The sequence below is a fragment of the Paenibacillus sp. cl141a genome (assembly GCF_900109305.1).
GTDB lineage: Bacteria > Bacillota > Bacilli > Paenibacillales > Paenibacillaceae > Paenibacillus_AQ > Paenibacillus_AQ lautus_A.
In genome coordinates this window covers 309,237-322,106 of sequence record NZ_FNZO01000004.1, presented here as the reverse complement: position 1 = coordinate 322,106, position 12,870 = coordinate 309,237, and the positions used below count along the sequence as shown (strand labels likewise).

At 55.7% G+C, this 12,870-nt stretch carries 12 protein-coding genes; 6 read left to right on the top strand and 6 right to left on the bottom strand.

The genetic code is table 11. From position 1 onward, the window contains the following. The first annotated feature begins 173 nt into the window (after positions 1-173). On the top strand, positions 174-1,073 hold the full coding sequence (locus BMX45_RS14180; protein ID WP_090910223.1) for a sigma-70 family RNA polymerase sigma factor: 900 nt from the start codon (positions 174-176) through the stop codon (positions 1,071-1,073). Here the strand turns inward: BMX45_RS14180 and BMX45_RS14175 are convergent. The 6 genes from BMX45_RS14175 to BMX45_RS14150 all read right to left on the bottom strand — a co-directional run bounded on the left by BMX45_RS14175 (position 1,042) and on the right by BMX45_RS14150 (position 9,198). Beyond that, the gene (locus BMX45_RS14175; RefSeq protein WP_090910222.1) at positions 1,042-1,488 is read right to left on the bottom strand and encodes a carboxymuconolactone decarboxylase family protein; all 447 of its coding nucleotides are present in this window, start codon (positions 1,486-1,488) and stop codon (positions 1,042-1,044) included. The genes BMX45_RS14180 and BMX45_RS14175 overlap by 32 nt on opposite strands. A 218-nt stretch (positions 1,489-1,706) precedes the next feature. Continuing rightward, a complete protein-coding gene (locus BMX45_RS14170) occupies positions 1,707-3,356 on the bottom strand; it encodes a DUF4179 domain-containing protein (protein WP_090910221.1) in 1,650 nt (549 codons plus the stop codon). After that, on the bottom strand, positions 3,343-3,876 hold the full coding sequence (locus tag BMX45_RS14165; RefSeq protein ID WP_090910220.1) for an RNA polymerase sigma factor: 534 nt from the start codon (positions 3,874-3,876) through the stop codon (positions 3,343-3,345). Before BMX45_RS14165 ends, BMX45_RS14170 begins: the two co-directional genes overlap by 14 nt. 273 nt (positions 3,877-4,149) lie before the next feature. Further along, complete coding sequence (locus tag BMX45_RS14160) at positions 4,150-6,954, bottom strand: glycoside hydrolase family 3 protein (RefSeq protein WP_090910219.1); 2,805 nt, start codon at positions 6,952-6,954, stop codon at positions 4,150-4,152. A 407-nt stretch (positions 6,955-7,361) separates the two neighbouring features. Next, positions 7,362-8,111, bottom strand: a complete 750-nt coding sequence (locus tag BMX45_RS14155; protein ID WP_090910218.1) for a Crp/Fnr family transcriptional regulator — start codon at positions 8,109-8,111, stop codon at positions 7,362-7,364. Positions 8,112-8,133: 22 nt separating this feature from the next. Then, positions 8,134-9,198, bottom strand: a complete 1,065-nt coding sequence (locus BMX45_RS14150; RefSeq protein ID WP_090910217.1) for an FAD:protein FMN transferase — start codon at positions 9,196-9,198, stop codon at positions 8,134-8,136. 159 nt (positions 9,199-9,357) lie between these two features. Here BMX45_RS14150 and BMX45_RS14145 point away from each other — a divergent pair, with 159 nt between their 5' ends. Genes BMX45_RS14145 through BMX45_RS14125 form a run of 5 tightly spaced genes read left to right on the top strand, consistent with a single transcriptional unit; the run spans position 9,358 to position 12,795 of the window. Beyond that, positions 9,358-9,738 carry a NusG domain II-containing protein gene (locus BMX45_RS14145; protein ID WP_090910216.1) on the top strand — a complete coding sequence of 127 codons (381 nt, stop codon included), beginning with the start codon at positions 9,358-9,360 and terminating at the stop codon, positions 9,736-9,738. After that, complete coding sequence (locus BMX45_RS14140) at positions 9,722-10,267, top strand: Gx transporter family protein (RefSeq protein WP_009593823.1); 546 nt, start codon at positions 9,722-9,724, stop codon at positions 10,265-10,267. Before BMX45_RS14145 ends, BMX45_RS14140 begins: the two co-directional genes overlap by 17 nt. 16 nt (positions 10,268-10,283) lie before the next feature. Then, entirely contained in the window at positions 10,284-11,159 is an 876-nt protein-coding gene (locus BMX45_RS14135; protein WP_090910215.1) for an energy-coupling factor transporter ATPase, read from the top strand. Further along, complete coding sequence (locus BMX45_RS14130; protein ID WP_090910214.1) at positions 11,108-11,965, top strand: ATP-binding cassette domain-containing protein; 858 nt, start codon at positions 11,108-11,110, stop codon at positions 11,963-11,965. Before BMX45_RS14135 ends, BMX45_RS14130 begins: the two co-directional genes overlap by 52 nt. 38 nt (positions 11,966-12,003) lie before the next feature. Beyond that, the gene (locus tag BMX45_RS14125; RefSeq protein ID WP_090910213.1) at positions 12,004-12,795 is read left to right on the top strand and encodes an energy-coupling factor transporter transmembrane component T family protein; all 792 of its coding nucleotides are present in this window, start codon (positions 12,004-12,006) and stop codon (positions 12,793-12,795) included. Positions 12,796-12,870 lie beyond the last annotated feature (75 nt).

The following is a 12,870-nucleotide window of genomic DNA, read 5'->3' as shown; positions in this document are numbered from 1 at the left end:
AACGGAGCGGGGTTTAACCCTCAAACTCCCTGATAAACTGCCCCTTTCAGAGATCAGGATCGATAGGATAGTGTAGGATTAGGGCGTCTTGATGTCACAGACGGTAGTGTTCATCTGTCTTATATGTGGTGTAGCTTACTGCCGACAATATACAGAGTAAGAAGGTGTGCCTGATGTTATGGGATCAAATCTATATCGAATACAAGCCGATGATGTTCGGCCTGGCCTACCGGATGCTGGGGAGTGCGGCGGATGCCGAGGACATCGTGCAGGATGTTTTTTCCCAATTTGTGCAGATGGATCGGGGAGAGGTGTTAAACGAGAAGGCGTATTTGGCCAAAATGACAACGAACTGCTGCATCAACCTGCTGAAATCGTCCAGGCGCCAGCGCGAAACGTATACCGGTCCCTGGCTGCCGGAGCCGATGCCGGATTATGACATGATAAAGCAGTCCGATCCTGCGGAACGCCGCGAGAATATCGGCTATGCCTATCTGGTGCTGCTTCAACGCCTGACGCCGCTGGAGCGTGCCATCTATATCGCCAAGGATACGCTGGGCCTCGAATATCATGAAATCTCGGAGATGCTTGGAAAGACGGAGATCAGCTGCCGCAAGACCTTCAGCCGTGCCCAGCAAAAAATGGGCCAACATACGGAGAGGCCGGTGGGAGAGGGGACCCGTACGGAAAAGCAGGAACGCTTCGTTGAAGCCTTCCTGCGGGCGTCCGATATGGGAAATTTTAAACCGCTGCTCTCTTTCCTGAAGGAAGAGGTTGCGCTGCTGTCGGATGGCGGCGGCAAAGCAAAAGCAGCCATCAATCCGATACTGGGCGTGGAGCGGGTACGGGCTTTCTTCGAGGGATTGTCCGCCAAAGGCTCGTTTCGGGAAGGGTTTGAACCCGTCTCCGTCAATGGGGAGCCCGGCGTATTGCTGAAGCGGGAAGGCAGGGTCTCCATGGTGCTTACGGCAGAGTGGGAACCCGACTTGTCCCGCATCAGCCGGATCTTTCTTGTGGTCAATCCGGATAAATTGCAGCTGTTTAATCAAAACAGCCCGGGAACAGCCCTGTAGCAACGCCGATCCGGTTCCAGGCATTGATGGTCGTGATCGCCATGACCAGATCGACGAATTGCTTCTCGTCAAAATGCTTGCGCACGCGTTCGTATACCTCGGCCGGAACGCCGGCTTCGGTCAGCTTGGTCACGCACTCCGTCAATTCGATGACGGCCCGTTCCTCGTCGGAATAGATCGGCACTTCGCGCCACATCGGCAGAAGGAGGAGACGGTCCACGCTCTCGCCCATGGAGAGCAGATCCTTCGAATGCATATCCACGCAGAAGGAGCAGCCGTTGATCTGGGACGCCCGGAGCTTAATGATCTCGTACAGCTTATGATCCAGTCCGCTTTTTTGAGCCGCTTGCTCCAGGGCAAGCAGGGTTTTGAAGGCTTCGGGATTGGCCGACCGGTAATTCATTCGCAGTTCCATGTTCAGTTCCCCTTTACGTTTGATGATTGATGTTCACCAATATGACAGTCTGCCGCCCAGAATTGTGACATGTTCTAACGAAAAAAAGAAATAAATCCTCAAATGGTGGAGAACGAAAGACCGAAAGAGGAACGGCGCTTCTTGGCAGAAGCGCCGTTCCGGGGGAGCGTTCAAGTTCATCCTGAGGGTTTCTTTTGTCGTTTATTACGCGTTATATATTATTTTCCAGCCTTAAGCGGTATGCGCAAGACATCGTCTCGTTTATGGGTGGTATAGTTCGAAATATACACCTCGAGTTCGGTCTTGTCGAAATTCTCATACACGTCCATATGTTTATTATTGTCATCGCCGAGCAGGCCGATTATGGCCGGCATGCCATAGTTCCGATCTTCGCCGTCCAGATAATAAGTCTGGTTGACGCCGCCGAACGCCGGGTCGGAGCTCAAGGATTCCACATAGAGGTTGTGGTCCTTCATGTAATAGGTCCACGTGATCGGATAGCCGGCGATACTGGATGTTAAGGTCTGATGCTCAGCCGAAATATCGGTCAAGCGGATCGGATTCTTATCTCCGGCGAATTCGTCGACGCGGTGCTTGGCGATCAGGGACACCGGTTGGTTCGCCAGGGAGGCTGCATTCAGTCCGGCCATTTCAAAGCGAAGCTCTGTTTTATTGGATTGTCCCTGAATAAACCATACACCTCCGTTCAACAGCGTTCCGCCTATATCTAGTTGATAATCCATGAAAGGAAAACGGGTATACTTTTCTTCATGGGTCAAGATCAGCCGGACTTGGGTTGGCGTCACGATCATTTCATGGATCTTCGTTTCGCCAGGCACCTGATCTACAGGGATATTCAGCACGTCCTTCCATGTGCCGTTGGCCATTTGTTTCTTGGACAGGGCCATATTCAAGCTCCAGATACCGTCTGCGCTTTGCAGCGTGCGATCATAAGCCAGCTGGAATGTCGTGCCTTCCGCACGCAGGGAATCGGAATTGAATATTTGCTGGCCCAGGTATTCTCCGGTGGCTGCCGGAGTTCCGAAAGTAGAAGGTTTAACCTCCTTAATCATCTCATTCTTGTCATCGGTCGCTTGAATTCGCACCCAGCTTCTGCTGTTCATTTCAGGGTCCGTAAATCTAATGGCCGATTGGAGCAGGACATTGCCCTCGGCCTGCTCGAAGGACTGCAGGGTCACGCTGTCAATGCCATCCTTTTGAATGGGGAATACCTGCGTATTCGGGTTTTGAGGGTCGTAAGGAATGGACTGTGTTCCGTCGCCGGTAAAACGGATATTCTCCATCGCAAACTCGATATCCGCGATCTGGCCCTCAGCAACCCAATCGGTCTCGAAATACCCCTGGAATACGCCTAACTCCTCGTTCCACTGATGAGAATAATGGCCCTCGACGGAATGACCTTCCTTATCTTTAAGCCCGATTCGATCAAAAGCGATTTGTTCGCCGGCCCGCGTCGAGCCAGGATCCAGGCTGTAGAGCAGGAACGTGCGGTTCTCATCGATAAACGCCGTGTGCACCGTTAGCGTGATGCCATCCTTCGTAACGGATTTCTCAATCGTCTGGCCAAGCCCTTGTTCTAGCGCAGTCTGGATCCCGGCCTTGTAAGACAGAAGATGGGACCAGTCATAATTCAAGGCTGCATAGACCGGTGTGGCCATTAGGGCGACGGATATCCCGGTAATGATCGCAATCCGCTTTCGCTTACGCGGACGAATCGGAATGGATTCCCCTCCGGCCACCTTCAATTCGTCCTGCTGTATGCTGCTCCACATCCGGTCAAAATCAGGATAAGACACGTTATTCGCTGTGTTCATCTGATTTTTCAGGTTGTTCTCAAAACGTTCCAAATTGTTTCTCCCCCTTCAGCCAAAAGCCGTTATGATGCTCGAGCTTTTTGCGCATGATTTTCAATGCTTTGTGTAGCCTTGATTTAACCGTTCCTACAGGAATCTTCAACGTTTCGGCAATTTCCGCCATCGACAGCTCGCCGATATAGCGGAGCGTAACCACGGCCATCAGCTTGTCCGGAAGCTGCCGCAGCAGGCTCTCCCATTCCGCCGCCGCTGCTTTTTCCAATACGATGGTGTCCACGGATTTAACCGATGCCGCGGTCTGCTCGTGGAGCCACTCGACCTGGCTTTGCTTTTCCCGCTGGGTCTGATTCCTTCTAAGCAGGTTCAGGCAATGATTCATCGCGATGCGCATGATCCAGGCGCGTGTATGCTCTACGCTTCTCCAATCCTGGCGAAATACGGTGACGAATACGTCATGGCAGAGATCTTCCGCATCTTGGGCGTTCCGCAGCATGTAGTAGCAGGTACGGTACACGTCCTTGTTGTATGAATCGAATAACTCGCGTTCCGTCAATCCAAGGCACTCCTTTCTTTGCGTTATGTCTAATAAACAAATGACCCTTGGAAAGGGTTCATATTTTTTTGCGGAGGTGGCCTTATAACGAAGGCGGGGACATTATCTTATATTTTCGGATTGACTTCATTCTAACAAAAAAGAACATCTGCCCACCGTATAAAAACGTAGCGCAGATGTTCTATGGATATCTGTAAGATAGGGTGCCGCTGGCAGGCTCGTAAGAACCACCGATTCACATATTACAGAGTTTATCACTTTATCGCTGGCAGCTTAAGCTATGCGGAACCAGCTGATTTGGACCTCGCCTTTCATGATCAGGAAGACGTCGGCCCGTCCTGCTAACCCCGTCAGATCGGCCTGAACCGTCGTCCAGGCCTGGCGTCCTCCGGTCGGCAGAACCCTGCAGCTTCCGGCTGCGGGGCCATTCGGGCTGCCGGTCGTAACGACGATGTCGCCGCCCTTGATATGTCCGCTTACCCTGGCCTCGAACGTGGCCGGAGAATTGCCGAGATCGGCATCATGGAAGGCGATCCATCCCGAGTCGCCGTGTAAACGGATGCTTTCGCCGCTTTCGCGGCATTCATCCAGGAAGACACCCTGGTAGTCGTCATAATTCACTGCCCGAACAGGCTCCCGCAGCGTGCGTGGCGGGATCGTCTCTCCTTCGACTTGAAGGACTGCGGTGACCGGCAGGCGGCCGGAGGATGGTCCAGCCATGAGCGTATAGGTCCCGCTTTCCACGCAGTAGCGCTCCCGGGTGACATCCCAGAAGGCCAGATCCTCGGCTTTGAGCTCAAAGGTTACCGTTTCCGAAGCGCCTGGAGCCAGATGAACGCGGCGGAAGCCCTTCAACGTTTTGAGAGGACGGATGACGCGGGAGGAGTCAGCCTTCACATACAGCTGAACCACCTCATCCCCGGCCAGCCGGCTCTCGTTCCTTACCGCAACGGTGACGGTTACGCCGCCTTCGGCCGTGATTTTCGGCTGGCTCAGCGACAGACCGCTGTATTGGAAGCGGGAATAGCTGAGGCCGTGACCGAACGGGTAGAGTACATCCCCGTCGAAATATTGATAGGTCCGTTTTCCCTTGATCATGTCGTAATCCATGATGTCCGGAAGCTGTTCGGTTGACTTATACCACGTCATGTTTAAGCGGCCGCCCGGATTATAATCTCCGTACAGAACGTCGGCCACCGCATGGCCCAGCTCCTGCCCGGCGTGAGACGTAAAGAGGATGGCCGGCACATGCTCCTGTTCCCAGTTCACCGCGAACGGATACCCGCCTACGATGACCACCACCGTGTGGGGATTAGCTTCGAACACCGCCTGTATCAAGGCCTGCTGTGCAGGCGGAAGGGTGATGTCGGGACGGTCGATCGTTTCCTTGCCGTTAATGAACGGGCTGTTTCCCACGAAGACGATGGCCGTTTCAGTCGATGCGGCCGCTGCAGCGGCTTCAGCGATGCCGTCCTGAACCGTTTCGATGGTAAACGGCGTTCCCGTTTCCTCGATGCCGCCAACAACAAGCCGGCCATGCTCATCGAGCAGGATCGGTTTGCCTTCCCAGTTTTTCATCAGGAAGCTTCCATCCGGTAACGCATCGAAGTCGAAAGCCTCCTTCACGAACCAGCCGCGAGCCTCATCGGCCGCAGCTTGCAGTCCCGTCTCCGTTTCGGTCACGAATTTGCCGCTGCTGACCAGGCGGAGCGTGACAGAGCCCCAGCCCCAGTCGTTTCGCTCGAATACGGCGGCATCGGCGGATGCTGACGTGCCTGCAAGCAGGATGCCTTGCTCCTCGGAAGACAGGGCGACATACGTACCATTGACGGCAGAACGAAGGCGCACCTGATCCAATCCCGTATGGAATTGAACGTTGCGGTCTCCCGCTTTGGCCTGCACGCCCTGAAGCGGCGTAATCCGGTAGGGAGGCGTGCCGCTGTACCAATCCGTGAACGCTTCGTTGGCGAGCGGTCCGATCACGGCCGCGGATTTGAACGGATCACGCGGAAGGGGCAGCAAACCGTCGTTCTTCAGCAGCACGATCGACTCACGGGCGGCTCGAAGAGATAATTCGGCATGCTCCGGCGCGCAGAGCTTCGTCTCCGGTATGCGGCTGTATGGATTCCGCTCTTCCGGGTCGAATTCGCCAAGGCGGAATCGGACGCGGAAGGTATTGCGGAGGGCACGGTCCAGATGCTGCTCCTCCAGCAATCCTTGCTCCAAAGCATCGCGGAGAGCGCGGAAGGAGATGTCCTGATCGTCGGTGATACTGTCGATTCCGGCTTTGACGGAACCCGCAACGGCCTCTGCGTAGGAAGCGACATAATGATGGTCCATGACGGTACCCAGCACGTCACCCGCGTCCCCTACGACGAATCCGTCCATGCCCCATTCCTGCTTGACGATATCGTTCACTTCATGGTTCAGGTTGCACGGCGTGCCGTTGATGCCGTTATACGCGGTCATCATGGAACCGGCTTTCCCTTCCCGGAACGGAGCCTCGAAAGCTTTCAGATAATATTCGCGTTTGTTCCTCGGATCGATGCTTACCGAGGCGCTGCCGCGGTCGGCTTCATTGTTATTGCCGTAGAAGTGCTTCAGGGTAGCTACCGTTTTGTAGTAGAAGGGATGGTCTCCCTGCATGCCCTTCACCAGCCCGGTGGATAGTTCCCCGGTCAGGTGCGGGTCTTCCCCGTAGGCTTCTTCCGTTCGTCCCCACCGGGGGTCGCGTTCCAGATCCACTGTCGGCGCCCAGATGGTCAGTCCGTTGATGGCCCGGTCGCGCTGGTAATAGACCCGGGCTTCCTCCGCGATGACCGAGCCAATTTCACGCATCAGCTCGGGATTCCACGTGCACGCAAGTCCGGTGTTTTGCGGGAAGACCGTCGCTTCGCCAAGCCATGCCACGCCGTGGGCGCCTTCGGTGCCATGTTTATATTTTTGCACGCCGAGACGGGGGACTTCCGTTTGGTATTGGCACATTAATTCGATTTTTTCGTCCAAGGTCAATCGGGATACCAGATCGTGAACCCGCTCTTCCAGCGGTAGATCCGGATCCTGGAACGGATATTTCATGGGCAAAACCTCATTTCTAAGCAGAGTTGGAATGGAAACGCTCTCAGATATACATGCAACAAGTGGGCGATTCCCTATAAACCGTTAAACCAACTCCATCATAGCGCGCAAGGCGGAGTCATGATACACCGAGAATTAGCGCAGTTTTCATGTGGAAATCTCGAATGGTTGCCGAACCTCTGCATGCTTGAAGGGAGGTTGTTAATCAGACGGCAGTATCATTTCAGGAGAGAATTCGTTTTTCTAGAGCGGGTAATGGAATCATGTGGTGATCACGAATCCTTGGGTGCTGGCGTGTAAATGTAATTCATGAAAGGGGTCATGAGAATAAGAAACCTCTGTTTGGGCACGGGTGAGAGATTGCTGTTGACTCCGTGTTCCATTCAGAGGTTTTTTGTTGATGTCCGTTACATTCGGCAAATCTCTTTGGGGCAGTCCTCACAGTGGCAAATATTCCGCAAATAGGCGGGGTCATTCAGCACGATTCGCCCCCGCTCGGTCGTAATCACGCCAAGATCCTTAAGCTCGTTCAAGATACGGTTGACGCTTTCACGAGTAGAGCCGATCATCTCCGCCATCTCCAGATTCGTGATCCGCTTGCCGATGATAGCCCTGTGATCCTTGGCGGTCCCGCCGGTGCCGTACATATTGTACAGCCGCAGCAGCAGAGAGCATAGGGCGCCGGATTTGCCATGCAGCAGCAGATCGCGCAGCTTGCTCTGCGTGGTACGCTGCATGAGCGCCATCCAGCCCGTATATTCCACGGCAAAGTCACCGTTGATGCGGATGATTTTATCCAGCTCGGTCTGGGGCACGACGCCGACCTCGCTATCCTCCATGGCCCTGGCTTCGAAATGATGCACGGCTCGTCCGAACGGATCGGGCTCACCGAACAGATCGCCCGGGATGTGGAGCGACAAGGTTGCCGACAATCCGCCTTCCAGCAGCTTGGATACCTTCAGGCTTCCCCGGTTTACGAAGTACAGCCGGTCGGCAGGATCGTTCTCCTGATACAGACAATCGCCGGCAAACAAACTGATTGGCTCGGCCATTTCCAGGATTAAAGCGAGATGCGGCGGCGAAAAGACGGAGGAAGTGCCCGCAGGAAACAGCCCTCCATCCTTCGCATCGGACCTTGCAGATCGAATCTGTTTCATACGATCTTCTCCTTTTCGTAACTTATTCGGCAAGCTGATAATGGTCATTCGTCAGTTTGAATGTATCGGTCAGGCCTGAGGTGAGATAGATTTGATGGTCGGTGGTGACGAAAATGGCTTCGGCGTCATCCCGGCTCTCGACGAACTTCCGACCTTCCGTAAGCCCAAGCGAGAAGACGGATGTCGACATGGCATCGGCGTCCATGGACGTGTCGGTCACAATCGTTACGCTGAGCAGGTCGTTATCGACCGGATAACCGGTGAAGGGGCTCAGAATATGGTGATACACTTTTCCCCCTGCTTCGAAGAAACGCTCGTACACGCCGGAGGTTACGATCGTCTTATTGACGACTTCAAGCGTTCCCAGGGATTGCCCGCGATCCTTCTCAGGGTCCTGGATGCCGATATTCCACGTTGAGCCGTCCGGCTTTGAACCCATGGCCAGGATGTTGCCTCCGAGGTCAATGATGGCGGAGCGAAAACCCTGCTGCTGCAAATAGTCCGCGATGACATCTGCGGCATATCCTTTGGCAATGGCGCCTAGATCCAGCGACATTCCCTCCTTCTTCAGCCGGATGGCGTTCGATGCCGGATTTAAAATCACATCCTTGTAGTTCATTCGCTGCATGGCGGCGGCCAGCTCATCTTCTTTTGGCACCGCAGGGTGTTCGCCCCCGATGCCCCAGAGATCCACCAGCGGGCCTACGGTCGGTTCGAAATGTCCGCCGGAAGCCGCTGCGTAATCGATGGCGGTCTGGACCACCTTGAAGGACTCTTCCGAAACGCTGATCTCGGATTTGCCTGCCGCTTGATTGACCTGATCGATCTCGCTGCCCGCCAGCTGCCGGTTCATGCGCTGGTCGATCCGCTCCAGCAGAGCCCTAACCTCGTCGAAATGCCGGGGTGTCATCCGTTCATCGTAAACGCGGAGACTTACAATGGTATCGAATATAAAGTAACGTTCGGCTGCGGGTTCGGTGCTGGCGGCTGTCTTCTGATCCGCTTTGGTTGTGCAGCCGATCGCTCCCGTCATCAGCAGGGTGAGCATGATCAACAGGCTGCCGCAGGAAAGAAACTTCCTATACATGATAGTGCCTCCTCTTCGAATTCTGATGCTGTTGTTGCATCGAGTTCCGATGATCTCAGCGTATCAGACCCTTACCCCGCTGAATGTGAGAAAAATCATTTCTGGTGCTTGGTGCAGCCCTGATAATGAAGATAAGCAAAGCGAAGTGGAGAGATGCTGATGAAACGCGGAGATATTGGAATAGCGCTTGTGCTGATAGCGGCTGTCGCCTGGTTTGGAATATCCAAGTTTATGGGGGAAGACGGAACGGGAAAGGGAACCTATGCCATGATCGAGGTGAATGGAAAGCATTATGATACGGTGGCGCTGACGGAAGAGCCCCGAGACATAGAAATCCGGACGGAGCGGGGATACAACCTCTTGAGGATCTCGCGCGAAGGGATCGAGATGGTGGAGTCGGATTGTCCGGATCAGCTCTGCATCGGGTTCGGCCACGTTCACGACATCCATGGCACCATCGTATGTTTGCCCAATCGCGTGTTCGTTGAAGTGACCGGAGAACAAATTAAAGGAAGTGAGCCGGATGCCGTTGTCTCCTGATCCCTATGCGCTCCGCAAGCTGGTCGTGATCGCCATCTGCGCATCATTATCGGTGGTGCTGGGCATTGTGGAAGCCTTGATTCCGTTCGCGGTCACGATACCCGGCGCAAAGCTGGGGCTCGGCAATATTATGGTTCTGACCTGTCTGGTCTGCCTTGGGGGCAGGGATGCCCTGTGGCTCATTGTCTTAAAAACATTATTGACCGCCTTTATACTCGGCAGCTTCTCGACCTTTCTGTTCAGCATGTTCGGCGCTCTGGCGAGTTATCTGGTGATGTATGTCATGCTGAGGCTCGGGGGGAGCAATTTCAGCTTAACCGGCGTGAGCATCGCTGGCGGCATCGCTCATAATATCGGGCAATTGACGGCAGCCTCGCTGGTATTGGGGACGGCAAAAATCTATTATTACCTGCCCTTTCTGCTCGGGGCGGGCGTGGTGACCGGGATCTTCGTCGGATGGGCCGCAAAATATCTGATCGAATCCCTGCGGCGTATTGATCCGTTCGGCATGTTTCACACAGAAAGCTAAGGGGGAGGCGTTAGGCATGGCGGGCATAACCGATAAGTCAGAGCATGCAGTAAAGCTCAAGCATGTATATTACGGACAGGGCTGCACGAACGTGCTCAAAGATGTCTCGCTGGCGATCCCCCATGGACAGTGGGTATGCATCGCCGGAAGGAACGGGGCAGGCAAGTCCACGCTCATTCGGCTGTTGAACGGCCTGCTCCTCATGAGCCGGGGACGCATTCTGATCGATGGGCTGGAGCTGAACGGCCGCACGCTGGGCGACATTCGCCGTCATATCGGCATGGTGTTTGCCAACCCGGACGATCAGTTTGTCGGCCTCACCGTAGAGGATGATATCGCGTTTGGCCTGGAAAATCTGTGCCTGAGCCGGGAAGAAATGCAGCAGCGGATTCGAACCTGTGCGGAGCGGCTGGATATCGTCCATCTGCTCCAACGGCATCCGGCCACTCTGTCCGGCGGACAGAAGCAGCGGGCGGCCATCGCTGCTGTGCTGGCGATGGAGCCGTCCATCATTGTCATGGACGAGGCGGCCTCCATGCTGGATGAGAAGGCCAAGAATGAACTGCTGGGCCTGATGCGGGCCATGCACGCCGAAGGCAGGTACACGCTCATCTCCATCACCCATGATGTGGAGGAGATGGCCGAAGCCGACCGGATGATCGTGCTGGACGGCGGTATGGTGGCAGCGGACGGCAGTCCAAAGGAGCTGCTTCTGCAGGACGACTTGCTGCGGCGGTGCAGGCTGAAGGCGCCTTTTGCCCTCCAGCTGTGCAGGGAGCTGAAAGCGAGAGGAATCGATATCGGCGAGCTGGTCAGGGAGAAGGAGGTGCTGGAGGCATTATGGTCATATCATTCGAAGAGGTTTCTTACCGCTACCGGGACCGGGGGATGAGTCCGGTTCTTGGGCTCGACGGCCTGAATCTGGAGCTGGAGGAAGGCCGAATGATTGCCGTCCTCGGTGCGCCGGGCTCGGGGAAATCAACGCTTCTCCAGCATATGAACGGTTTGATTCGGGCGGATGACGGCCTGATTCGCATTTTGGATTTCCGCCTTGCATCGGGCGACGGCAAGAAAATTCCCGCCGGGCTGCGGCAGCGGGTCGGCCTGGTGTTTCAAAATCCGGAGCAGCAGCTGTTTGAAGAAACGGTGGAGAAGGATCTCTTGTTCGGACCTCTTAATTTCGGACGGAGTCCAGCCGAAGCCGCAGAGGCGGTCCGCAGAGCGGCATCCTTCGTCGGATTGGATGAAGAGCTGCTGGGACAGAGTCCCTTCAAGCTAAGCTCGGGCCAAATGCGGAAAGCGGCGGTTGCGGCCGTACTGGCGGCGGATCCCGACATATTGGCTTTGGATGAGCCAACGGCCTCCCTCGATCCTGCCAGCCGGGAGGATCTGATGCAGCGGCTGCATGGGTTAACGAGGATGCAAGGCAAAACCGTCCTCGTCGTCACTCACCGATTGGAGGAAATCGTGGCCTTTGCTGACGAATTCGTGGTAATCAAGGACGGCAAGGTCCTGTTTCAAGGAACGGCCGGGGAGCTTGTACACCGGCAGGAGGTGCTGGAGCAGGGGGGCCTGATGGCTCCTTCCTCCGTGCGGATGGCGGGTATGCTGGCCGCACAGCTTGGAATCGAACCCGCGGAAATGCTGCCGGATGCGGCTGCATTGGCGGAATGGTATGCGGAACTGCTGGGATCATAGGACAGGGCTAGGCAGAGGAGATAGGGGAGGGAGCCGACATGAAACGAAAAATCATTCTGGGCCGATATATGGAAGGCGATTCATGGGTTCACCGGCTGGATCCCCGCGCCAAGACGGCGGCCATGCCGCTCTTTATGATGGCCGTGTTCCTGGTGGACGGATATATGGGGGTGCTCGCGCTGCTGCTGTTCACTGCGGTGGTGATCCGGACCACGCGCATCCCGTACCGCTATTACATCAGAGCCATGAAACCGCTGATGTTCCTGCTGTTGTTCATCCTGGTATTTCACATCCTTTATGATGCGGGAGGCGGGAAACTGCTGGATGTGGGCGCGTTCAAGGTATATGCCGGCGGATTGGAAAAAGGCATCGTGTCCGCTTCGCGGATGGGACTCTTCATCATGCTGGCGGCGGTGCTGACCTTCACGACCCAGCCGGAGCAGCTGGCCCAGGGGCTCGGCAGCCTCCTGCGGCCGCTGACCTGCCTCGGCGTGCCGACGGATCGGCTGGTGCTGATGCTCGGCATTGCCCTCCGGTTCATACCGACCATCTTCGAGGAAGCCGAGCGGCTGTGGAAGGCCCAGCAGTCCCGGGGACTGGACCTGTCATCCCGCCCGCTGAGGGAGAAGGCACGGCTGATCACTGCCCTGCTGGTCCCGGTAACGACAGGCGCGTTCCGGCGCGCGATCGGGCTGGCCGATTCCATGGAGGCCCGGGGCTATCGCTTGGGTGCGCCGCGAAGCAGGTTCAGGTCGTTTGTATGGCAGCGGGCGGACACGATATTCGTGGCGGCATTTCTGCTGCCCGTGGCCGCAGCCGCGCTGCTGTAACGGCGGGACATGTTGATTGGTATTGAATTTCCCTGATTGGGGTAAAGAAACACCGATCCTTTACGGAACGGTGTT

Bases quoted from the DNA above. Each gene is read 5' to 3' on its own strand.
- BMX45_RS14180 (WP_090910223.1), top strand. From the start codon at position 174: ATGTTATGGGATCAAATCTATATCGAATACAAGCCGATGATGTTCGGC.
- BMX45_RS14175 (WP_090910222.1), bottom strand. From the start codon at position 1,488: ATGGAACTGCGAATGAATTACCGGTCGGCCAATCCCGAAGCCTTCAAA.
- BMX45_RS14160 (WP_090910219.1), bottom strand. From the start codon at position 6,954: ATGAAATATCCGTTCCAGGATCCGGATCTACCGCTGGAAGAGCGGGTT.
- BMX45_RS14155 (WP_090910218.1), bottom strand. From the start codon at position 8,111: ATGAAACAGATTCGATCTGCAAGGTCCGATGCGAAGGATGGAGGGCTG.
- BMX45_RS14150 (WP_090910217.1), bottom strand. From the start codon at position 9,198: ATGTATAGGAAGTTTCTTTCCTGCGGCAGCCTGTTGATCATGCTCACC.
- BMX45_RS14145 (WP_090910216.1), top strand. From the start codon at position 9,358: ATGAAACGCGGAGATATTGGAATAGCGCTTGTGCTGATAGCGGCTGTC.
- BMX45_RS14140 (WP_009593823.1), top strand. From the start codon at position 9,722: ATGCCGTTGTCTCCTGATCCCTATGCGCTCCGCAAGCTGGTCGTGATC.
- BMX45_RS14135 (WP_090910215.1), top strand. From the start codon at position 10,284: ATGGCGGGCATAACCGATAAGTCAGAGCATGCAGTAAAGCTCAAGCAT.
- BMX45_RS14130 (WP_090910214.1), top strand. From the start codon at position 11,108: ATGGTCATATCATTCGAAGAGGTTTCTTACCGCTACCGGGACCGGGGG.
- BMX45_RS14125 (WP_090910213.1), top strand. From the start codon at position 12,004: ATGAAACGAAAAATCATTCTGGGCCGATATATGGAAGGCGATTCATGG.